The organism is Pseudomonas shahriarae, assembly GCF_014268455.2.
Taxonomy (GTDB): Bacteria; Pseudomonadota; Gammaproteobacteria; order Pseudomonadales; family Pseudomonadaceae; genus Aquipseudomonas; species Aquipseudomonas shahriarae.
This window is the reverse complement of record NZ_CP077085.1, coordinates 1,340,676-1,363,122: the sequence shown is the minus strand read 5'-3', so window position 1 is coordinate 1,363,122 and position 22,447 is coordinate 1,340,676. Positions and strand designations below refer to the sequence as shown.

Genomic DNA, 22,447 nt, shown 5'->3' with positions numbered 1-22,447 from the left:
TTAATCCTTCCGCTTAAGAAGCTCGCCACGGGCCGCTTTCTGGGTTTCCGTGAGGATGCCACGCAATATATTCATCTCTGCCCGGCTGACCGAGCTGCGCCCATACAGCCGGCGCAGGCGCGCCATCAAGTGCCGTGGTTTTTCCGGATCAAGGAATTCAATGGCCACCAGGGTCTGCTCCAGGTGTTCATAGAACCGTTCCAGTTCATCCATGGTGGCCAATTCACCACTTTTGGTGGATGCGACCTCGTCCTTCTCCATCTTGCTCGGCTGGCCTTGTGCTGCCAGCCAGGCCATGCGCACTTCATAACTCAACACCTGCACGGCTGCCCCGAGGTTCAGCGAGCTGAATTCAGGGTCTGATGGAATGTGCACGTGATAATGACATCGCTGCAGCTCGTCATTGGTCAGGCCGGAGTCTTCACGGCCAAATACCAGAGCGATTTCAGCACCGCCAGCAGCCTCTTCGACCACTTTGGCCCCGCACTCGCGGGGATCGAGCAGCGGCCAGGGGATGCGCCGGTCACGAGCACTGGTGCCGAGCACCAGGTTGCAACCGACCAGGGCGTCTTCCAGGGTGGCGACAACCTGGGCTTTTTCCAGGATGTCATTGGCGCCTGAGGCACGAGCGTCGGCTTCGTGGTGCGGGAACACCCGTGGCTCCACCAGCACCAGGCGCGTCAGCCCCATGTTTTTCATGGCCCGCGCCACCCCGCCGATATTGCCGGGGTGACTGGTATTGACGAGGACGACACGAATGTTTTGCAGCAAGGGAGGCGCTCTCGGACATGGGAAAGGGGGGCAAATATTACAGAACAGCCTAAGGTTATGCCATGAAAGCGAACGTCGTCCTTCACCTGAAGAAAGTTTCTGCTAGAATGCCCGGCTTTCTTTAACAACCTTAGGTGACACATCCATGCAGCCCATGCTGAATATCGCGCTGCGCGCCGCCCGCAGCGCCAGTGAATTGATCTTCCGCTCCATCGAGCGCCTGGATACCATCAAGGTCGACGAAAAAGACGCCAAGGATTATGTATCCGAGGTGGATCGCGCCGCCGAACAGAAAATCATCGACGCCCTGCGCAAGGCCTACCCTACCCACGGCATCCTCGGTGAAGAAACCGGCCTGCACAAAGGTAGCGGCGAAGGCGAAGACTACCTGTGGATCATCGACCCACTGGACGGTACCACCAACTTCCTGCGTGGCATCCCACACTTTGCCGTGAGCATTGCCTGCAAATACCGTGGCCGCCTGGAACACGCCGTCGTGCTGGACCCGGTTCGCCAGGAAGAATTCACCGCCAGCCGTGGCCGTGGCGCCCAGTTGAACGGTCGTCGCCTGCGTGTCAGCGGTCGCACCAGCCTGGACGGCGCCCTGCTGGGCACCGGCTTCCCGTTCCGTGACGACCAGATGGACAACCTGGAAAACTACCTGGGCATGTTCCGCGCCCTGGTTGGCCAGACCGCCGGCATCCGCCGCGCCGGCGCCGCCAGCCTGGACCTGGCATACGTTGCCGCCGGTCGTTTTGATGCGTTCTGGGAGTCGGGCCTGTCCGAGTGGGACATGGCCGCAGGCGCCCTGCTGATTCAAGAAGCCGGCGGCCTGGTGAGCGACTTCACCGGCGGTCACGACTTCCTGGAGAAGGGTCACGTGGTAGCAGGCAACACCAAATGCTTCAAGGCAGTCCTGACGGCGATCCAGCCGCACCTGCCGGCTTCGCTGAAGCGCTAAGCGAGCGAGCACAAAAAAGCACCCCTCGGGGTGCTTTTTTTATGCCTGGGATTTGGCCAAGCCTCGCTTTCAACGACAACACAAATCAAATGTGGGAGCGGGCTTGCCCGCTCCCACATTTTGAGCTGCGCCAGGCTTGGGATTACTGTTGATTTTGGCCCAAGATCAAACGCCCTTCTTTATCCACTGGGATCTGGCTACCCGGATCACGCTCCATGCGCACCGATCCTTCCTTGCCATCCAGGTTGTAACGCACGTCATACCCGACAACCTTGTCGCTGATGTCGTTGACGGTATTACAGCGCGTCTGGGTGGTGGTGTAGGTATCACGGTTCTGCATGCCTTCCTGAACCTTGTTACCGGCATAACCACCACCGACTGCGCCGGCTACGGTGGCAATCTTCTTGCCTGTACCGCCACCGATCTGGTTACCCAGCAGGCCACCTGCCAGGGCGCCGACCACGGTACCGGCGATTTGATGCTGATCCTGCACCGGACGCTGCCGGGTTACGGTGACGTCCTTGCAGACCTCACGCGGGGTTTTGATCTGGGTCTTGACCGGCTGCACTGCCAGCACTTGCGCATACTCAGGGCCGCTTTTTACCAGGCTGTAGGTGGCGACAGCACCCCCGGCAGTCACACCGACAGCACCCAATACCGCACCAACCAGTAACGACTTGTTCACGTGAACCTCCTGACCATCACAAGCGGACTGAAACGTCCGCGCTATACCCAGCCTTGGAGCAAAAAAAAAGGCGCGAGTTCAATACTCGCGCCTTCTTTGTAACAGCCGATCAACAAGCACCCATCAAGGGCGGTCGTCGATCTCCTTGTCTGTCGCAACAGGAGGAATCAGGTCTTCGCTGTTGAGGTTCAGCCAGATCAGCACCACGTTGGCGATGTAGATCGACGAGTAGGTGCCTGCCAGGACGCCGATGAACAGCGCCAGGGAGAAGCCCCACAGGTTGTCGCCACCGAAGATCATCAGTGCGGCAATCGCCAGCAAGGTGGAGATCGACGTCGCCATGGTACGCAGCAGGGTCTGGGTGGTGGAGATGTTGATGTTCTCGATCAACGTCGCCTTGCGCAGCACCCGGAAGTTCTCGCGAACCCGGTCGAATACCACGATGGTGTCGTTCAAAGAGTAACCAATGATCGCCAGCACCGCCGCCAATACCGTCAGGTCGAAGGTGATCTGGAAGTACGCCAGGATACCCACGGTCACGATCACGTCGTGGATCAGCGAGACAATGGCACCGACGCCAAACTTCCACTGAAAGCGGAACGCCAGGTAGACCATGATGCCGGCCAGCGCCATCAGCATGCCGAGGCCGCCCTGGTCGCGCAGCTCTTCACCCACCTGCGGGCCGACGAACTCGACGCGCTTGACCGAAGCCGGGTTGTCGCCACCGACCTTGAGCAAGGCCTCGGCCACCTGGTGACCCAGTTGCGGGTCTTCACCGGGCATCCGCACCAGCAGGTCGGTGGTCGCACCAAAGCTCTGCACGATCGCCTCGTTATACCCGGCCTCGTTCAGCTGGGCACGCACCTTGGTGACGTCGGCCGGTTTCTCGTAGGTCAGCTCGATGAGCGTACCGCCGGTGAAATCCAGGCCGTAGTTCAACCCCTTATGGAACCAGCTGAACAGCGCCAGGACGGTAAGGAGCACAGTGACGCCGAACGCAACGTTGCGAACGCCCATGAAGTTGATTGTACGTAACATGGCAGCCCCTTAAATCCACAACTTCTTGAAGTCACGCCCGCCAAAGATCAGGTTGACCATTGCGCGGGTCACCAAAATGGCCGTGAACATCGAGGTAAAGATACCGAGGGACATGGTCACCGCAAAACCCTTGACCGGGCCGGTGCCCATGGCAAAGAGAATCCCGCCGACCAGCAATGTGGTCAGGTTGGAGTCGAGAATCGCGGTAAATGCCCGGCCGAAGCCTTCGTTGATTGCCCGCTGCACGCTCATGCCCGCCGCGATCTCTTCACGAATCCGCGAGAAGATCAGCACGTTGGCGTCTACCGCCATACCCATGGTCAGCACGATACCGGCGATACCCGGCAGGGTCAGTGTAGCCCCCAGCAGCGACATCAGGGCCAGCAGCATCACCATGTTGCCCGCCAAGGCTACGGTGGCGATGACGCCGAAGAAGCGGTAGATGGCAATGATGAACAGCGAAACGAACAGCATGCCCCACAGCGCCGCATCGACACCCTTGGTGATGTTGTCAGCACCCAGGCTTGGGCCAATGGTGCGCTCCTCGGCGAAGTACATCGGTGCGGCCAGGCCACCGGCACGCAACAGCAGCGCCAGTTCGGAAGACTCACCCTGGCCGTTCAGGCCGGTGATGCGGAATTGAGCACCCAGAGGCGACTGGATGGTCGCCAGGCTGATGATCTTCTTCTCTTCCTTGAAGGTCTGTACCGCCACGTCTTTCTCGACGCCATTGACCATTTGCTTGGTGTAGGTGGTCACCGGGCGTTGCTCGATGAAGATCACCGCCATGCTGCGACCGACGTTGCTGCGCGTGGCGCGGTTCATCAGTTCGCCACCATGACCATCCAGACGGATGTTCACTTCAGGCGTGCCGTGCTCGCCGAAACCAGCCTTGGCATCCGTCACCTGGTCACCGGTGATGATCAGGCTACGCTCGATCTGCGCGGCCGGGCGGTTGCCCTCGCGGAACTCGAAGGTTTCGGAAGTGGCCTTGGAAGCACCCGGTTCGGCCGCCAGGCGGAACTCCAGGTTGGCAGTCTTGCCGAGGATGCGCTTGGCTTCAGCAGTATCCTGCACGCCCGGCAGCTCAACCACGATGCGGTTGGCACCCTGGCGCTGAACCAGAGGCTCGGCCACACCCAGCTCGTTGACGCGGTTACGTACCGTGGTCAAGTTCTGCTTGATGGAGTATTCACGGATTTCCGCCAGCTTGGCCGGGGTCATCGCCAGACGCAGTACCGCCTGACCATTGAGGTCGGCCGGAACAATGTCGAAATCGTTGAAGCTTTTGCGGATCAGTGCACGGGCCTGTTCGCGGCTTGCTTCGTCAGCAAAACCCAGCTGGATGGCACCATTGAGCTGCGGCAGGCTGCGATAACGCAGGCGCTCTTTACGCAGCAGGCTCTTCACATCGCCTTCGTAGACTTTCATGCGTGCGTCGAGGGCTTTGTCCATGTCCACTTCCAACAGGAAGTGCACACCACCGGACAAGTCCAGACCCAGCTTCATGGGATGCGCGCCAATGCTGCTCAGCCATTTTGGCGTGGTCTGAGCCAGGTTCAGTGCAACGACGTAGTCATCACCCATGACCTTGCGCACAACATCCTTGGCCGGCAATTGGTCTTCTTGCTTGGTCAGGCGCAGCAAACCGCCCTTCGCATCAGCTGCCAATGTTGCCGCTTTAACCTGGATACCCGCGTCGATGAGCGCCTTGCTCGCACGGTCCAGGTCAGCCTGATTGACCTGCAGCGAAGTGCTGGCACCGGTGATCTGGATCGCCGGGTCATCAGGATAGAGATTGGGAGCGGAATAAATAAAGCCGATCGCCAGCACCGCCAGGATCAGTACGTATTTCCACAGAGGGTATTTGTTCAGCATCACGCCGCCCGCTTATGACGCGGGGCGCCTTGCGCGCCCCGTCGATTGGTAAAAGTTGTTACTCAGATCGCTTTGAGCGTGCCTTTTGGCAGCGTGGCGGCGATGGCGCCTTTCTGGAACTTCATTTCAACGGTGTCGGAGACTTCCAGTACCACGAAAGCATCGGAAACCTTGGTGATCTTGCCAGCGATACCGCCGGTGGTGACCACTTCGTCGCCTTTTTGCAGGCTACCCAGCAGGTTTTTCTGCTCTTTGGCGCGCTTGGCCTGTGGGCGCCAGATCATCAGGTAGAAGATGACCAGGAAGCCGACCAGGAAAATCCACTCGAAACCACCGCCCATAGGACCGGCAGCGGCCGGTGCAGCGGCGTCAGCCATAGCGTTAGAGATAAAAAAGCTCATTTAGCACTCCAGTTGCAAATAGTGAATCTTAGGGTCGGGAAACTCAGTCCAAGGGCGGCACGGGCAGCCCGCGCTTGGCATAGAAGGCATCGACAAAGGCGGCCAATGTACCCTGTTGAATAGCCTCGCGCAAACCAGCCATCAGGACTTGGTAGTGACGCAAATTGTGGATGGTATTCAACATGCTACCCAGCATTTCCCCGCATTTGTCCAGATGGTGCAGATAAGCACGGGAGAAGTTCTGGCAGGTGTAGCAATCACAGGTGGGATCCAGCGGCGAATCATCATGGCGATGGAACGCGTTACGGATCTTCAGCACGCCTGTATCAATGAACAGATGCCCATTGCGGGCATTACGGGTTGGCATCACGCAATCGAACATGTCCACACCGCGGCGCACACCCTCTACGAGATCTTCTGGTTTGCCAACGCCCATAAGGTAACGAGGTTTGTCAGAAGGCATCAGGCCTGGCAGGTAGTCCAGCACCTTGATCATTTCATGCTTGGGCTCGCCCACCGACAGACCGCCAATGGCCAGGCCATCGAAGCCGATCTTGTCCAGGCCTTCCAGCGAGCGCTTGCGCAGGCTTTCGTGCATACCGCCCTGGACGATACCGAACAACGCCGCCGTGTTGTCGCCGTGGGCATTCTTCGAGCGCTGGGCCCAGCGCAACGACAGCTCCATGGAGATCCGCGCCACGTCTTCATCGGCCGGGTACGGCGTGCACTCGTCAAAAATCATCACAATGTCGGAGCCCAGGTCGCGCTGGACCTGCATCGACTCTTCCGGACCCATGAACACCTTGGAACCGTCCACCGGCGAGGCGAAGGTCACGCCCTCCTCCTTGATCTTGCGCATGGCGCCCAGGCTGAACACCTGGAAACCACCGGAGTCAGTGAGGATCGGGCCTTGCCACTTCATGAAGTCATGCAGGTCGCCGTGCTTCTTGATCACTTCCGTGCCCGGGCGCAGCCACAGGTGGAAGGTGTTGCCAAGGATGATCTCGGCGCCGGTGGCGACGATGTCACGCGGCAGCATGCCCTTGACCGTGCCGTAGGTGCCGACCGGCATGAACGCCGGGGTCTCCACGGTACCGCGAGGGAAGGTCAGGCGGCCGCGACGGGCCTTGCCGTCGGTGGCCAATAATTCAAACGACATACGACTCATAGTTGTTCCTCTGGGCCGCGCGGCGCCGGATTACGGGTGATAAACATCGCATCACCGTAGCTGAAAAAACGGTATCCATTGTCAATGGCGGCGTTATACGCGGCCATTGTTTCGGGATAACCCGCGAAGGCCGACACCAGCATCAACAGCGTGGATTCCGGCAAATGGAAGTTGGTGACCAGGCAGTCGACCACATGAAACGGCCGGCCTGGATAAATAAAGATGTCGGTGTCGCCACTGAACGGCTTGAGCACGCCATCGCGCGCCGCGCTCTCCAGGGAGCGCACGCTAGTGGTGCCCACTGCGACCACCCGCCCACCGCGCGCCTTGCAGGCGTTGACCGCGTCCACCACGGCCTGGCTGACTTCCAGCCATTCGCTGTGCATATGGTGATCTTCGATGTTCTCCACACGCACCGGCTGAAACGTCCCGGCCCCCACGTGCAGGGTCACATAGGCAGTCTCGACACCCTTGGCGGCAATCGCATCCAGCAGCGGCTGGTCAAAATGCAACCCGGCCGTCGGCGCGGCGACGGCGCCGAGGCGTTCGGAGTAAACCGTCTGATAGCGCTCGCGGTCCGAGTCTTCGTCGGGACGGTCTATATAAGGAGGCAACGGCATATGGCCGACACGCTCCAGCAGCGGCAGCACTTCCTCGGCAAACTTGAGCTCGAACAGCGCGTCATGGCGCGCGACCATCTCGGCCTCGCCACCGCCATCAATCAGAATGCTCGACCCCGGTTTCGGCGACTTGCTGGAGCGCACATGGGCCAGCACACGATGGCTGTCCAGCACCCGCTCGACGAGGATTTCCAGCTTGCCGCCGGAAGCCTTCTGGCCAAACAGCCGCGCCGGAATCACCCGGGTATTGTTGAAGACCATCAAATCGCCTGGGCGCAAATGCTCAAGCAAATCAGTGAATTGACGGTGTGCAAGGGCACCGCTGACCCCGTCCAGGGTCAACAGTCGGCTGGCGCGACGCTCGGCCAAAGGGTGGCGGGCGATCAGCGAATCCGGGAGTTCAAAAGTAAAGTCAGCAACGCGCATGATGGGGTTCGTCTAGCAGGGCCGGGAAGTCTAGCGGAAATAGTGAAAATAGACCATGAAACGTGATTGACCAACGGTAATCACCTCTCTATACTTCGCCGCCATTGAGCCCTGATGGCGGAATTGGTAGACGCGGCGGATTCAAAATCCGTTTTCGAAAGGAGTGGGAGTTCGAGTCTCCCTCGGGGCACCATATAGCAGTATCTGAAAGTCTCTACCAGGCTCTCAGCAGCAGAGAAACCGGCCACTTGAGCCGGTTTTTTTGTGTCTGGCTATCTACCTCTGTATCCCCTTATCCGTTGTATCCCTGTATCCCTGCTTGTATCCTGAGAAAAATACCTAACTTTGGGATACAAGGATGAAGCGCGCAGATATCAAGCGCCGCCCTCTCGCCGACACGACGCTTGCAGGGCTGGAGCCGGAGTCAAAGGAATACCGGGAGCTAGACGGAAACGGCCTCTACTTCAGGGTCAAACCTGATGGTGGTAAATCCTGGCAGCTCCGCTACAAACGTCCGGCAGGCAATTGGGCTTGGATGGGGCTCGGGGGTTACCCAGAGGTCAGTGGTGCACTGGCAAGAGACAAAGCTGCCGATCTACGCAAAGTAGTGAGTAGCGGCGCCGACCCCCTTGAGCAGAAGCGATCCGCCAAAGCTGCAATCGATGCGGCCAAGGCCCGAACGTTTCGAACTGCTGCTGAAGCTTGGCTCAAAGCAAAAGAAGAAAAGGGCCTCGCACCCTCTACCCTTCACAAAATCCGGACCTACCTCGACAAGGACATACTCCCTGCATTGGGAGATAAACCCCTCGACGAAATCACCCGCACCGACTGTGCAGATCTCCAGGCATCCCTCGAAACTAGAGACGCTCACAACGTGGCGGAAAAGTGCCGCACCTGGATCAACCAAATCTTCGGTCGAGCCATTGGTTTAGGACTCACCGAAAACGATCCGGGCAGCCGCCTTCGTGACATTGCCGCCCAGGCACCCAAGACTCAGCAGCATCCACATTTGCTGGAGCCTGAACTGGCTGAATTCCTCCAAGCACTCCAAAACACTCCGAGCAGACTGACGGCACGCACCGCCGCTTGGCTTTGTATCTGGACGGCTTCCCGACCAGGCATGGTTCGCTTGGCTGAATGGAAAGAGTTCGACCTTGAGAAGGCAATTTGGACGATGCCTGCTGCCAAGATGAAGATGCGCCGGGATTTTGTATGCCCCCTTCCCCATCAAGCAGTGACAGCTTTGAGGGATCTGCACAGCTTAACGGGGCGGAGTCGTTGGCTTTTCCCCGGTGTGGGAGCGAAGAACCCAACCATCAGCGAAAACACAATCAACAAAGTCTTCGCAACCATCGGGTACAAAGGTCGTCTCGTAGGCCACGGCACTCGACACACCGCGAGCACGTTACTTAGAGAGCATGGCTGGCCGAAGGAACACGTTGAAGCGCAGTTGGCTCACAAAGAGGAAGGCATCTCGGGGGTATACAACAAGGCACAATACTTTGAGCAACGTGTAAACATGATGCAATGGTACGCCGATCATCTTGATTCCCTAGTGGCCGGAAATGTAGTGCAAGGTCAATTTGGGAAGGCCGTGTGAAGCCGTTAACCCTATACCCCTTCAAAAATGGTGTTACGGGTGTTACGCGCGTTACACATCTCGATAACCTTATGTTTTTATTGAATATATTAGGCGTTACACGCACTGAAAAACTTCTGAGCACCACGTGTTACATGGAGGGGTCGTGTTACAGAACGGCCACACCCGTGAACCTGCTGGCATCGGCGCTTTTATCCGCAAATCGCTGCGTTAGCCCACTGGCCTCGGGGCGTCGGGGAGACCTAAATGGACATTGAGCGAGGCATCGATGCAGAGGAACTCGAAATTGCAGGAGTCGACGTAACGTGCCTGGTGTGGGATCAGGACGACGTCGAGATTGCCGTTCGCAATCTTGTGCTGTTTCCGCAGTTCAACGAACATTTCAAAGATGCCTTCGATCTGATCAGCACCGCTACATCGTTCTGGCTTGAGGACGGCTCCTACGCTCCGTGCGCAGAGTCGGTAACAAGAACTCTTTATCGACTTCGCGATGCCATTAGCGAGCATGCCAGTTATGCAGAAGCAGGCTCATTGCCCAGTGTCATTCGACGGCTTCTTGGAGTCAGTAATTCCGCAGCAGACTCACAGCTTGTAGCCACCTTTGCCCTGGTACTGGGAACTCAGGCCGTGGAGAAGCTTGCAAATTGGCTATTCGACCTTGAGCTTGCGACCTACGACATTGATGCGGACCTCATAGAACAGCTGAAACATGACTCACCACGCCAGTACCTTGCCCTGATTGAAAAAGAGCGGGACCGCAGTAGCGGAAACGAAATCCGAGCACGAGAAGACTTCGCTACTTTGCTAGGAGAGGCGAACCAGGCGTTGTTGATGGCGAGTCTTTATCGCCAAGTGGAGCAGATGGATGTGTTTAAAAAAGGCTTCAACACATCAAGCCTGATGCATCGAATTCTCGACGACGCTTTTTCGACAAAGGCGACGAGAAGGGGCCAGGAAGCAGGTAATGGGAACCGCAATCCCAACTCAGCGATACAGACCTCCGCTACGGATAGGCGGGCAAAAATTAAGGCAGCCGCAGAGCAAATCATTAACGGCCGGAAAAGTGAAAAACGAAGTCTGTCCGATGCTGAACTGACCAATCTACTTTTCGACCAAGCCGGCAACGGCACGAAAAAAACCATTCGAGAGCACTTAGTCGCTCTGGGCCTTAGACCTCTGAAATAAAAAAGGGAGCGGACACAGTCCACTCCCCCTCCCCTGCGTAGCGTATGACCCGTTGTCTCAATTAACAAAGGGTTAGCTCGCTATGACTACCGTATTAAAAGCAATTCCCTCGCATGATCCCTCCATGACCCTCATCCGCATGCCCGAGGTCATTTCAATCGTAGGGCTCGCACGCCCGACTATCTACAAGCTGATGCGTCAACCTGAAAGCGGATTCCCGTTACCGGTAAAGCTGAGTAACAGCAATGCACGAAGTGCTCCGGTTGCGTGGGTATTGGGGGAAGTTCAGGCATGGACACGGGCACGCATCGCTGCCCGCGATCAGGTGGCAGCATGAAAAATCGTATCGCCAACAGGGCCATCTTGCAGCCCTTTTCTGTACTCAGAAAAGTCGGGTTCTCATCACGAGGTATGCAGCGTTTCGAGCGCCACCGCACAGAGCAAAAACGCCTTAACCGGGACGTAATGGTAATGCGATGGGCAGATGGCATCTGGTGCGCACTATCAGTTCCCTGCCAAGCCCCGCGAGCAATCATCGTCGACGAAGGCCAACAAATCGACGCCTACGAGGATGCACGCGCCTGCCTCGAAGGCGACCTGCTGCCCTTTGTCTCCCTGCGCTGGGAAGTCCATGCCTGAAACGAAAACGCCCCCGGCGGCAACCGGAGGCGTTGAGGTGAATCTACATGCCTGGTCAATTTATGCCGCATCGAAAAAATCCGCAAGCGATCCACACAGTTGCACTTTCAAAAAACGGGCGTTACTCTCTGGCTGTCGCTGCAAATTCAGCGACCGGGTTTGGCGACCCGATCTACAATAGGCGCACAGGCGCCCCCATTACGATTGCAGGCGCTTTTTTTGTGCCCGCATTCACGCGTTATGGCGGCTGTGCGTGGGAGACCTTCGGGTCTGCCGGGTTCCTATTGTCCCGGTTCGCCAACCTGCGCACAGCTGCCACCCTAATTCGTTTGGCGACGAAGTGTGGCAGCTCCTCAACAATAGGAGTTTCGCCCCATGCACGCCCTCAATCCGTTCGGAATTCGCGCCGCCGCTCATCGAGCAATGGCTCTCGCCGCTTTACACGCCAACTCCAGCCTCGCTACACGCCTCTCCCGTTACAACGCCCATATGTCCAAGGCGCGAGCCCTAGAAGCCGCAGGGGGTGCCCAATGAGCATGCTCCCAGGCTTTTCATTACCCGAGGATCTGCTCTGCGTCAGCCCAGACGCGGAAGCCGGCCTACCTATCGACGCCATCACCTGCGCGCTCGACCGTGCCGATTCAGTTCTCATGCTTTTGGAAGATCACTTAGACGGCGATAAACCCCTACTTTCCAACCGCGTGCTGTCGTCCGTTATTTGGGACGTGCGCGGCACCTTGGGCCTAATCAAAACGCTCACCATGTACGGTGATGCCTCCTCTGTGCCAATGGGCCAGAAAGGCGGTGCCCTGTGAACACTGCCAACACTCTCGGGCGTACCGAATTTTCCTGCGCTAACAGCAGCAATCAGAAACTGTTCCGGGTCAATGCAGGCGTGCCAATCGAGGATGCGCTTGAAGCGATATCGCTGTTTCAGTACTACGCCAATCAACTGACCCTCGACGCCGCCATGAGTAACGAAGGTGAGCGGTTCAGTTGGCCAGCGTTCTACCTGGGCGAGATGGCAAAAGCGCTGATTGATGACGTGAACGATGCGCTGTATGCAACGAGGACAACGCCATGACTCAGCGCACCGGCAATACCTCAAAACGTCCCAGCTTTGCCGACGTAAAAAGCTCTGCCCTAAAGAACATCGACCGCGTCCTTACTCACTGGCTGCCGAACGGCAAACGCGTAGACGGCGGCAAGGAATACACAGCACCCAATCCGACGCGTACAGACAAGCGCGCTGGCTCGCTCAAGGTCAATTTGAGCAAAGGCACCTGGGCAGATTTTGCCACTGGCGATAAGGGCGGCGACATGATCGATCTGGTGCGCTACATCGACGGCGGCACCGACGTTGATGCCTGCAAAAAACTGGCAGATCTGCTGAGTGTTTCCGCCGGCTCTGCGACCACCAAAAGCGCACCGGCCAAGAGCGCAACGCCGGAGTGGATCGCAATTCAGCCAATCCCGGCCGAGGCCATGAACAAGTGCCCAGCCAAACACCGGCAACATGGTGTTCCGTCCAAGGTGTGGATCTACCGCGACGCTCAGGGCCAGCCGGTCATGGCGCTGTATCGCTTCGACTTGGGCCCCGATGAAGACGGCAAACCACGAAAGGTCTTTGCACCGCTGACCTGGTGCAAGCGCTCCGATGGGCAAACCACACAATGGCGCTGGCAAGGATTGCCGGAGCCTCGGCCATTGCTGCGCCTGGATGAGCTGGCAAAGCGCGCCGACGCGCCTGTGGTGTTGTGTGAAGGCGAAAAGGCCGCTGACGCCGCGGCTGAACTCATGCCCGACCACGTAGCCACCTGCTGGCCGAACGGGTCGAACTCCTGGCACAAGGCCGATCTGACGCCGCTCAAAGGGCGCACCGTGGTGCTGTGGCCGGATAACGATGCCAGCGGCAAGAGGTGCATGGACGCCATCGAGCTCAAGTTGATTGAGCTGGGCGCCGCTTCGGTACAACGAATTGCGCTCGACGTGTTCACGCTCAAGCCCAGCAGCAAAGGCGGCAAGCCGACACTCGTCAAAGGTGGAAAATGGGCTGACGGCGACGATGCTGCAGACGCATTAGCCAAAGGCTGGACCGCAGGCCACGTCGCCGAGCTGGTGCGCGACGGTAAGCTTTTCGGCACTGTCGCGGAGCCCACTGAGCCCCAAGAAACGAAGGCTAAGACACCTGCAAAACGTCCTGCCAAATCTAAGAACGACCTTTTACCGGGCGGCTTTCGCCTGACGCCTGAAGGGGTCTTTTATTCCGGCGATGATGGTGAGGCGCGTCCCGTGTGTTCGCCTCTCGAAATCATCGCTCGCACTCGCGACGACAAGGGCCACAACTGGGGTTTATTGGTCGAGTTCGACGACCCGGACGGCGCCAAAAAGCGCTGGAATATCCCGGCCAGGACCATGACCGGCGACTTCGGCAAGGACGTCCTCGGACCGCTGGTAGACATGGGCCTACGCCTTGCCGGAAGCCGCTCGGGACGTAACGCACGTAATGACTTGCAGAGCTACCTCGGCGGCTTCGACAGCGCCCAGCGTGCCCGCTTGGTGACGCGTCTCGGCTGGCACGGCAACGCCTTCCTTCTGCCCGAACAACAGATCGGCTCGCACGCCGAACACCTGCATTTTTATGAGGCCGGTGCGCAGTTGCCACCGATCAGCGAGGCGGGCTCTCTGGAGCAGTGGCAGCAGCAAATCGGCGCGCTGTGCGTTGGTAACCATCGCTTGGCGTTTGTCGTCTCTGTGGCCTTTGCAGGGCCTCTGCTGAACCTGCTGGGGCATGAGTCAGGCGGCTTCCACCTGTACGGCGACAGTTCCGGTGGCAAGACCACTCACCTACAAGTCGCCGCCTCGGTTTATGGCGGGCCACGTCTGGTGCGTTCATGGCGATCGACAGATAACGCCCTGGAGTCCATCGCAGCCGCCCATTCAGACGGCCTCCTGGTGCTGGATGAAATTGGCATGTGTGACCCACGCATTATTGGCGAGACGGTTTACATGCTCGGTAACGGCACAGGTAAAGCCCGGGCGAATGATCGAGGACAAGCGGGCCGACAGGTGCAGGAGTGGCGCCTGCTGTTTCTCTCGACCGGCGAGAAGACGTTGGCGCAGCACATGGCAGATGCCAACAAGGAGCTGAAAGCCGGTATGGAAGTTCGCATGCTGGCTGTGCCAGCGGATGCAAGCAAAGGGCTCGGCATGTTCGATGTGCTGAACGGTTTTGAAGACGCCGCCGCCCTCTCCGATGCGCTCAAGGCCCGTGTATCCAAATACTACGGCACACCCCTCACCGCCTTCCTGCATGCACTGTGCGCGCCTGGCGAAATGCTCAGATGGACGGTGATCATTCGCCGCACGGTGGAGCAGTTCATCACCCAAAACCTACCCGCCTCGGCCAGTGGTCAAGCCCAACGTGCAGCTCTTCGCTTTGGCCTCGCAGCAGCGGCCGGAGAGTTGGCCACCGCCTTCGGCGTCACCGGTTGGCCTGATGGCACGGCCACGACCGCAGCACGGGTGTGCCTGCATGCATGGCTGGCCGAACGCGGCGGCGCCGGTAACTTTGAGGGCGATGCGATCTTGGCGCGTTTACACCAGGTCATCGAACGGTTCGGAGAAAGCCGCTTTACCCGCTGGGAATCTGCCGCCGCCAAGATCGATGAGCACGGCCCACGCACGATTGATCGACTGGGCTTTCGCAAGACGATGGAACACGGCATGGGCGATGCACTGCACACCACCAACACCTACTACGTACTGCCGGAAGCCTGGAGGGCCGAAATTTTCAAGGGCATGAACATCAGTGCAGTGAACAAGGAGTTGCTGCAACGAGGCGTGCTGGAACCGGGAAGCGACGGAAAGGCTTACAGCTTGATTCGCCTGCCAGGGTTAGGACCTCAACGCTGCTACGTGGTGAAGACGGTTCCAGGAACGGATGAAAGCGAGGCCAAGGCCGCCTGATGGCATGCCTGCTGATCGAGGTAGCGCCGGCTTATTCCCGGCCTCGCCAGCCGTTCAACCATCCTTATCAATCGTAATGCACAGAGACAATACAGATGAACACTATCCAAGAACTGAAAGACCGCCGCGACGAACTGACCCTAGAAATGGAGAGCATTCGGCTCGACCTGGCGCCGTTCGAAGAAGCGCTGGAAAACCCGGAGGTTATCCAGCAGGGCCGTCAACGGGCAGTGCAAGATGAAATCAACGATCACAAAAGACGCATCGACTCACGAGATCATGAGATCTATCGCCTGAATCAAAAAATCAATCGCCTCGAGGCTCTGGCGAACCGTGAGAGCTTGGCTGCGGGTTACCTGAGCGGCATTGCGAACTGGAAAGCCGACGAGATGGAGCTTAACGAAAAGCGAAGCAGCATCGAGACCAGGTTGCAGCAAGTCCGCCAGAGCGATCAGGAAGACATGGCAAAGGCTCGACAAGCTGAAACGGACGCAGCCACCGCTTATGCGCAGGCTGTCGCCTGGGGCGATGTGGAAGGCGAGAAAGCCGCTAACGCCGAAGCTCAAAAGGCAGCAAAAAACCTTACGGCGGCGGTTGAGCATCACCGCCGCCAACAGTTGCTCATCACGGCGCTGGAGCAGGAGCTCGTGACGATTGATCAGCACATCACAGAGGCACAAAAAGAACGCGCCAAGATCGAAAACCAAGCGGCTCATCTGGCAAACACTGTGCTGGAAGAGCAATGGAACGAGGCCGCAAAAGCACTACTGGAGACCGGTGGCAAGTTGTGGGCTGCCCGCAAACTGATTAATCGTGATCCGGTTGCGCTGCTGAATCTGGACATCCCTGAGCAAGGTGAAAGCTTCGGAAGCTGGACCTTCCGAGAACTTGCAGAACGATCACACCAACACAGCCTGCTTGACCTGTTGGCGGCCTAACCTCAACCCTGCCCGAAGCAATCGGCGAAGGCGGATTGCTTTGGGCCTACCATCGGTCTAACCATGAATGAACCATCACAGAACAGCGCTCAGATGCCGGATTACCTAAAGGCCCGAAAGCTGCATTTGAACGGAATAATTGCCGATATGGCGGGCATAAAAAAGCTCAAAGCAAGAGCAAACAAAGACACCAAGGTTGAGACACTCACGATTGATGCAATCAAGGCAGAGCTTGATTTCATTGACGGCCAACTCAAAAAAAGGGAGGGTGATGAAGAAGCGGAAGCCTAAGAAGCTTCCGCCTCGCTATATCCTTCCATTACAAAAAATACCCCAGATTTTTCGGCTTTTGGTCTGTGGCGGCTGCAAACTTATGACCGCTTCCGGCCATAGGCGGACACTAACTTATGGATTTTATCAACCAATTGTGTTGAAGAGATGTTCCGGTCCAGCTAGCCATTGGGTGGTTCCAATCAAAATAAGTTCTGGATTCAGTCGTTGACTGGTGGTTCTGGAGCAAACTCCAAGCCTAGCTCTTTAATTCTATTAAGAATTTCTACTGGTATCTCCTCGAGAGGAGGGGATGTCCATTTTTGCGTTGTTTGCATATAGGCTTTATCTTGATTCCTCTTTGCTAATTTTCCAGTTAGGTCTAGATCCTCCGTTTGCGACCGACCTTTTTGCCTTGGTAACATCCCTTCAATAAAAGGAAAGGTCAACAATTTTGAGTTCCCCCAATCAACAATTTTATCTTTTGAACCAAAAGGTACTATGAAATTAAATATAAAATTATAAAAAGCAATATTACAAATCATGTGTGGGTATGTCTTCTTATCCCCTGTTCTCTTGAACAGCTTGATCCATATTGCCGGAAATGGCCTGTGTCCCGGCACAAAAGTTCTACTTATTTTTAAAGCGCTTGAATTAAATTTTGCCGGCCTCTTATTGAGTCGTATCCATTCGATACATTGCTTGTATCCCTTCAATTCTGCTTCAGGCATTATGGAGAGGGCCATTTTCACAAAACACTTATATACCTGCTCGGGAATGTATGGTTTGGTTTCTGTATTTATAGTGAGCAACCCTGCCCCCTCGTCAAGCGCAGTCAAGTTAGAGTCCTGAGTTTCTAGAATGACTAGGCTATTCCCGATCATTTCCACGCGCTCGCCAGAGTTGGATTTAAACTTTGGCGTACCTTTTTTACTATCGACTCTAGCAGTAGTCCTTGAAATCCCCAGAAAATTAGCGAGATGATTTTCTAAATGCTTATCAAAGTATTCGTTGCACGTATTACATTCATCTCTAGAGAAAAGCAGCTTATTCCCTATAAGCTCAGGCAAAGAATGCGCCACTTTGCTGAACTTCACTTCTGGTTCCAGCCCCCCACAGTACCGGCACTGTCCGACCTCTCCAACAAAGTGCCTTTTTCTTAATATGATGATATTGGATGGCCTGTAATTTTTCGCGAATTCAATCAACTTAAAATATCCCTGATTTTGCATGCGCATTGTGATTCCATATCATAAATTTAAAAATTGATGGTGCATCTTTTTTCATCCAGACTGCTAGTAAAAAAGCTCTCATTCCAGCGAATCACAAAACAGGTTTCGATGCCCTCCAGCAACTAACCATCATATTGAAAGGCAGTCTTGAGAGGCAGTCAATTAAGCTGTGTCAGGGCGATCCCTTTGTAGTCATCATCCAAAAAGAGATGGAGGTTTAGGAGGAGGTAGTGGTGCTACACGTCTTTGCATCCACTGATTGAAAGGCACCGTTTGACCGGGAATTTGGAACGGGTTTGAAAGGACGTGGCAGAATTGTTCTGCGTGACTTGTTCTGTCAGCAGGATAAAAAAAGGATACATCGTATTTTTTTAAGACATCGAATGTGCTTTCAGTTTGGTAGGGGTTGTTAATGTGATTATGTAAGAATAGTTCGTAAAGCAATAGCCAATTTTGATCTAGTTCATAAAGGGTTGCGTTTTCGATAACTCTAAGTGCATAATCTTTGGCGAGAGCGATAGAGTTGTTGAATTTGCATAGCATGGTAATCGCTGCGCAGTCCTTTGATTTGATCACCTCCTTGATTTCATCTTCGCCAGGCTCGCGATTTAACTGCTTCAAATAATAAAGCGCCCAACACATTCCGTCCGAGCGTCTATGCAAGGCATTTATTTTAATGATCTTGTTAAGTTTGTCATGTGTTGCATCTACATCGTATGCATCTGAGCGAGCATCAATTTTTTCAAGTAGTGGAAGTAAGGCTGGGAAGTGCCATGCAAGATTTAAAGTATAGTTAAAAATTGCAATCGCGGCGTCACTAGTTCCTCGAGAAGCTATAGCGCCGATAGCATATCTGAGCACGCTGCCATCTGGAGTTTCTTTGTTAAGGTGGACGGCAAAGTCAAGAAAGTTGATTGCCTCGCTAGTGCTCAGTGTAAGTATTCCTTCGCTATCTGTACGCTTCGGTAGAGCATTGTTAAGCAAAGAGGTCCATGGGTCTTGTAAGGGTTCGGGCAGCTCTTTAATGGTGGTTTTATTTAAGTTTAGGGATAGTCTATAGCTGGCGAGCTCTTGCCCCAGTAATCGGATGAAATTTTGTGCTTCGTCATGGGTTTCGCAGTATGCTGTGTAGTCATCTATATATCGTGTAAAGATAAAATTATGCCCTTCAAGCACCTTGTCAATTCGACACAAAATTATCTCTACGGCTATATTGGAGGCTGCTGGCCCAATAGGAAGGCCAGAGGTTTCGTTTCTTTTTGTGTTCCTGAATGCAGCGTCTAGAAGACTGCTCCAATGTTTCGGTTTTGCAAAAAGATTATTCTTTGCTTCTTCGTATCCTTGTATGGCCCATTCCAGGGAGTGCGTATAAACGGAGCCAAAGCAGTTAGAAATATCTGTGTGGGCGCGAAATCGTTTCCCAAAAGTTCCTTCAAGAGCGGCACTGGTGCGATCATCATGACTTTCATAGTTCATGATGATGATTCGTCCATCAATATGCTCTTCTATTTTAATGGCGCTTTGGTTGCTGGACGTCAATCCCGCTATTTCCTCGTAGCTGGCCATAATTCTCGCATGCAATCTTGCATAAGAAAGTGGGTGTAATAGAGCTAGAGTTCGGGAGATATTATTGTATCTAGTTACGCGGTATTCAACAAGATCGAACCAGTGCTGTCTTCGAGCATCCTGAATAGGAAGTTTTGAGAGCTCCTCGGCGATTTCTGGCGTAAAACGCCTTGTTGTAAAACAAGGAGGCAGTTCGCTGGCTGAATCTTTCTGATTCGGGAAGTAATTCCATCTTGTCAAAGCTTCTGAGAAATGTCGCTCAGGAGAAAGACCTAGTGGAATGCTAGAGAATGGACTAGTGAACTCTTTCAATTAAACCTCCTTATTTAACTGCTTGACTATTTGCCAAAAAATCATGATAGCACTCTGCTACAGACTACTCGAGTCGTCGAGTCGTGTTAAGTGCTGAGGGCGGTCATGGCCCTAACTGACCAGAACGGCGCCTTCTGACTCGGCAGCAGGTTAACGGATCTAAAGGGATTAGGAGGGGCAATTTGAGGCTAGCAGCTACAAGGTGCAAGGGCCAGTTTGTACAAAATTGGTACAAAGGGATACGAAGTATCTTGAAGGCTCCGCAATGTAATGCACTGGGGAAATGTACCCAATCCATCATTAGTATGAACGTATGACAGCGAAGGGCTGCTTCTGGCCGATTCTGTTGAAAAAGTCGGCTATGGTTTCCACGGCAGAAAAGTACGCGCTTGAGATTGAAATCTTTACTTTGAGTAGAGGGATCTCGGGCTCGGATTTCGCGTAGCTGCGCGCAAGAAAGGCGTTTTCAGCGGTCAATATTACGGCAGGCTGGAAGAACCGACTTTTTCAACAGAATCGGCCGATTTCTGCCCCTCGTGACAGGCAGAAATCGGCCAGAAGCCGCCGTTCAAGGATGGGCCAATCCGACTCTATGTCTCTCAATAAATCGTCCAGTTTTGAACGCTCGACACGAACGAGCCCATCGCAGATCACCAAACGGCCCTACTAGGATGCCGAGGAACGTATGCCACGGATCGCCTACTGACGACGCATCACATGCGTCGCGCCAATTTTGTATCAGCAGCTATCATCTATTGCTGGGATTTTCCAGAATGTCACCTTGACACCAGCATTGCCAAACGATGAAAGTACCCAGCACGCGCGTGCGCTATCTCTGAATTGTCGCAGAAAGCAGACCATTCCTACGTAGTCCCCAGGTAATAACATGACCGACCATCTAGAGCAGCTCGAGAAAGAAAGGCGAAAAGTTGACTTTGATACGTTTGATATCTCTGTAAAAGAGCTCGCCTCAATGGCTGAGCAAGACATTATAAACATTGCTCCGGCCTATCAGCGCCAATTTCGTTGGCCTGCAGCGAATCAATCTAAACTGATTGAGTCTGTATTTCTCGGAATTCCAGTCCCAAGTCTATTCATGGCAGCCAACAAAGATGGTACTTGGGAGCTAATTGATGGTGTGCAACGACTTAGCACCCTTATACATTTCTCAGGCACCGATGAACAACTTGAAAAATTTGGATTCCCCAGTGGCCTGCGCTTACAGGGACTCGAAGTGCTCTCAAAGTTCAATGGCCTTCGATTCAACGACCTTCCTCAAACTCTGCGATTAAAGTTTTCGCTTCGCCCTCTAAAAGTTACCACGCTCAGTGATAAAAGCGACCTAAAAGTAAGATTTGATCTTTTTGAACGCCTGAATACAGGAGGAATAAAATTAACTGATCAAGAGATCAGAACATGCGTCTTCAGAGGCCAGTTTAATGACTTTCTTAGCGAGCTTTCCGAAAACGAAGATTTCCGAACCGTTGTCAACGTTCCTACCTCAAAAGAAAATGACGGAACTTATGGAGAGCTGGCACTGCGATTCTTTGCATATTTTCATAATAAGGAAAATTTTGACCATAGCGTGGTCGGCTTCCTAAATGACTACATGTCAGAATCATCAAAAAACTTTAATTACAAAAAGAATCGCAAGCTGTTCGAGAAGACCTTCAGTGAGCTTTCAAAGCTTTTACCCGAAGGCATTAGGCGCGGAAACAGAAAGCTCACCCCTGTGAATCTTTACGAAGCTGTGGCAGTCGGAGCGGCGCAGGCAATCGACGAAGGCAAGGACATCTCACAAAGCGACCCAAGCACCTTCATGAATGATGATGAACTTACAGCTTTAACTTCCGAGGCCAGCAACTCTAGAGTTAGGGTACTTAAACGAGTTCAATACTGCTACGAGAGATTCAGCGACGATGTTTGAGGCTACGCGCAATGGTGCGACGGACCGACTTAGCCAAGCCTTTGCGCTAATCAATACTATCAAAATGATCGAAGACAAGAGCGAAGTGGCGGAAGCGGTAAAAACGCAAAAAGGATTAGTCTTCATATTGCTATATGCTGCATTAGAATATACCGCAACCTCAATTGTTTCTGAATTTCTTACTCACCTCAAAACAGAAGTCGTTAAAAACCATGAACTAAAGATATTTTATTTAGCAGTAACATTGGACGCAAATTTTAAATCTTTAATTGCATGTAGCGACAAAACCTTTTGGAGCAAAAAAACGTCCATCATTGAAGCCTTTCATTCACAAGATGCTGCCAAAATTGATGATTCGATTTTTCCTGCCACAGGAACCAATATAGCTTTCGATCAATTAGAGCATATTTGGAAAATTTTCCACCTAGCCGGTTCCCCGCTCCCTGCCGGAGTAGCAGTTTTTCACCTCAGCGAGTTACGAGAACATCGCAACGCCATAGCTCATGGGCGGGAAACCGCTGCAAGTGTTGGAAGGCGATTTTCCTCCGAGACTCTTACGGCGCGCTACAACTTAATAGCACTACTTTGCGAGCACATAATCTCAACATTTGAAGATATCACACACACGAAAGCATATTTAAAATAGTGCAACATACCTTGCAGCCCTCAAAACGTCCCAGTCACGCTTGCTGCGTTCTATGAGGGCCAGTTATGGGGACAAAGCGAACCAGGAGGGATGTCCGCTTTTGGCCGGTTGTTGCCTGTTGCTACGGGCTGCAACCGACCCGAAGCTGACAGCAGGTGATGGGATGTTCGGGGATTTCAAATCCACCTATGCCGGTTCGATTCCAACGTCGGCTT

Annotated in this window: 21 protein-coding genes and 1 tRNA gene; 13 read left to right on the top strand and 9 right to left on the bottom strand. The window is 54.5% G+C overall.

Features of this window, described 5'->3' with window-relative positions:
- A complete protein-coding gene (gene trmJ, locus HU773_RS06055; RefSeq protein ID WP_057960570.1) occupies positions 1-771 on the bottom strand; it encodes a tRNA (cytosine(32)/uridine(32)-2'-O)-methyltransferase TrmJ in 771 nt (256 codons plus the stop codon).
- A gap of 145 nt (positions 772-916) precedes the next feature.
- Between trmJ and suhB the strand changes: the two genes are divergently transcribed.
- On the top strand, positions 917-1,732 hold the full coding sequence (suhB, locus tag HU773_RS06050; protein WP_003175971.1) for a type III secretion system regulator SuhB: 816 nt from the start codon (positions 917-919) through the stop codon (positions 1,730-1,732).
- Between the two features lie 142 nt (positions 1,733-1,874).
- On the opposite strand, the gene HU773_RS06045 is transcribed toward suhB, so the two are convergent.
- The 6 genes from HU773_RS06045 to queA form a co-directional block, all read right to left on the bottom strand.
- Positions 1,875-2,417 carry a glycine zipper 2TM domain-containing protein gene (locus tag HU773_RS06045; RefSeq protein ID WP_029298576.1) on the bottom strand — a complete coding sequence of 181 codons (543 nt, stop codon included), beginning with the start codon at positions 2,415-2,417 and terminating at the stop codon, positions 1,875-1,877.
- A gap of 123 nt (positions 2,418-2,540) precedes the next feature.
- Positions 2,541-3,455 carry a protein translocase subunit SecF gene (gene secF / locus HU773_RS06040; RefSeq protein ID WP_057437925.1) on the bottom strand — a complete coding sequence of 305 codons (915 nt, stop codon included), beginning with the start codon at positions 3,453-3,455 and terminating at the stop codon, positions 2,541-2,543.
- 9 nt (positions 3,456-3,464) lie between these two features.
- On the bottom strand, positions 3,465-5,333 hold the full coding sequence (gene secD, locus HU773_RS06035) for a protein translocase subunit SecD (RefSeq protein WP_057437923.1): 1,869 nt from the start codon (positions 5,331-5,333) through the stop codon (positions 3,465-3,467).
- 62 nt (positions 5,334-5,395) lie between these two features.
- Positions 5,396-5,734: a preprotein translocase subunit YajC gene (gene yajC / locus HU773_RS06030; RefSeq protein WP_003175975.1), complete on the bottom strand. Its 339-nt coding sequence runs from the start codon at positions 5,732-5,734 to the stop codon at positions 5,396-5,398.
- Positions 5,735-5,777: 43 nt separating this feature from the next.
- Complete coding sequence (gene tgt / locus HU773_RS06025; RefSeq protein ID WP_032858353.1) at positions 5,778-6,893, bottom strand: tRNA guanosine(34) transglycosylase Tgt; 1,116 nt, start codon at positions 6,891-6,893, stop codon at positions 5,778-5,780.
- A gap of 5 nt (positions 6,894-6,898) precedes the next feature.
- Positions 6,899-7,948, bottom strand: a complete 1,050-nt coding sequence (gene queA / locus HU773_RS06020; protein WP_057437921.1) for a tRNA preQ1(34) S-adenosylmethionine ribosyltransferase-isomerase QueA — start codon at positions 7,946-7,948, stop codon at positions 6,899-6,901.
- 108 nt (positions 7,949-8,056) lie between these two features.
- Here queA and HU773_RS06015 point away from each other — a divergent pair.
- The 10 genes from HU773_RS06015 to HU773_RS05970 all read left to right on the top strand — a co-directional run bounded on the left by HU773_RS06015 (position 8,057) and on the right by HU773_RS05970 (position 16,570).
- A tRNA-Leu gene (locus HU773_RS06015) sits at positions 8,057-8,141 on the top strand.
- Between the two features lie 165 nt (positions 8,142-8,306).
- Entirely contained in the window at positions 8,307-9,548 is a 1,242-nt protein-coding gene (locus HU773_RS06010) for a tyrosine-type recombinase/integrase (RefSeq protein WP_186626008.1), read from the top strand.
- Positions 9,549-9,794: 246 nt separating this feature from the next.
- Positions 9,795-10,733, top strand: a complete 939-nt coding sequence (locus HU773_RS06005; protein WP_186626009.1) for a hypothetical protein — start codon at positions 9,795-9,797, stop codon at positions 10,731-10,733.
- Positions 10,734-10,815: 82 nt separating this feature from the next.
- Positions 10,816-11,070 (top strand): helix-turn-helix transcriptional regulator, encoded by a 255-nt coding sequence (locus HU773_RS06000; protein WP_026078127.1) that lies wholly within the window; start codon positions 10,816-10,818, stop codon positions 11,068-11,070.
- Positions 11,067-11,372, top strand: a complete 306-nt coding sequence (locus HU773_RS05995; RefSeq protein WP_186626010.1) for a hypothetical protein — start codon at positions 11,067-11,069, stop codon at positions 11,370-11,372. Before HU773_RS06000 ends, HU773_RS05995 begins: the two co-directional genes overlap by 4 nt.
- A gap of 530 nt (positions 11,373-11,902) precedes the next feature.
- The gene (locus HU773_RS05990; RefSeq protein WP_154841789.1) at positions 11,903-12,187 is read left to right on the top strand and encodes a hypothetical protein; all 285 of its coding nucleotides are present in this window, start codon (positions 11,903-11,905) and stop codon (positions 12,185-12,187) included.
- On the top strand, positions 12,184-12,456 hold the full coding sequence (locus HU773_RS05985) for a DUF3077 domain-containing protein (RefSeq protein WP_170045500.1): 273 nt from the start codon (positions 12,184-12,186) through the stop codon (positions 12,454-12,456). Before HU773_RS05990 ends, HU773_RS05985 begins: the two co-directional genes overlap by 4 nt.
- Complete coding sequence (locus HU773_RS05980; protein ID WP_186626011.1) at positions 12,453-15,341, top strand: DUF927 domain-containing protein; 2,889 nt, start codon at positions 12,453-12,455, stop codon at positions 15,339-15,341. Before HU773_RS05985 ends, HU773_RS05980 begins: the two co-directional genes overlap by 4 nt.
- 95 nt (positions 15,342-15,436) lie before the next feature.
- Positions 15,437-16,279 (top strand): coiled-coil domain-containing protein, encoded by an 843-nt coding sequence (locus HU773_RS05975; protein WP_186626012.1) that lies wholly within the window; start codon positions 15,437-15,439, stop codon positions 16,277-16,279.
- 63 nt (positions 16,280-16,342) lie between these two features.
- Positions 16,343-16,570 carry a hypothetical protein gene (locus HU773_RS05970; protein WP_225923840.1) on the top strand — a complete coding sequence of 76 codons (228 nt, stop codon included), beginning with the start codon at positions 16,343-16,345 and terminating at the stop codon, positions 16,568-16,570.
- 200 nt (positions 16,571-16,770) lie between these two features.
- Here HU773_RS05970 and HU773_RS05965 read toward each other — a convergent pair whose 3' ends face one another.
- Together HU773_RS05965 and drt4 are read right to left on the bottom strand one after the other, a co-directional pair.
- Positions 16,771-17,787: an HNH endonuclease gene (locus HU773_RS05965; RefSeq protein ID WP_217883918.1), complete on the bottom strand. Its 1,017-nt coding sequence runs from the start codon at positions 17,785-17,787 to the stop codon at positions 16,771-16,773.
- A 189-nt stretch (positions 17,788-17,976) separates the two neighbouring features.
- Positions 17,977-19,659, bottom strand: a complete 1,683-nt coding sequence (gene drt4, locus HU773_RS05960) for an antiviral reverse transcriptase Drt4 (RefSeq protein WP_080662788.1) — start codon at positions 19,657-19,659, stop codon at positions 17,977-17,979.
- Between the two features lie 886 nt (positions 19,660-20,545).
- Between drt4 and HU773_RS05955 the strand changes: the two genes are divergently transcribed.
- Together HU773_RS05955 and HU773_RS05950 are read left to right on the top strand one after the other, a co-directional pair.
- Complete coding sequence (locus HU773_RS05955; protein WP_186626014.1) at positions 20,546-21,586, top strand: DUF262 domain-containing protein; 1,041 nt, start codon at positions 20,546-20,548, stop codon at positions 21,584-21,586.
- Complete coding sequence (locus tag HU773_RS05950; RefSeq protein WP_186626015.1) at positions 21,579-22,232, top strand: MAE_28990/MAE_18760 family HEPN-like nuclease; 654 nt, start codon at positions 21,579-21,581, stop codon at positions 22,230-22,232. The genes HU773_RS05955 and HU773_RS05950 overlap by 8 nt, the downstream gene beginning before the upstream one ends.
- The last annotated feature ends 215 nt before the right edge of the window (positions 22,233-22,447 follow it).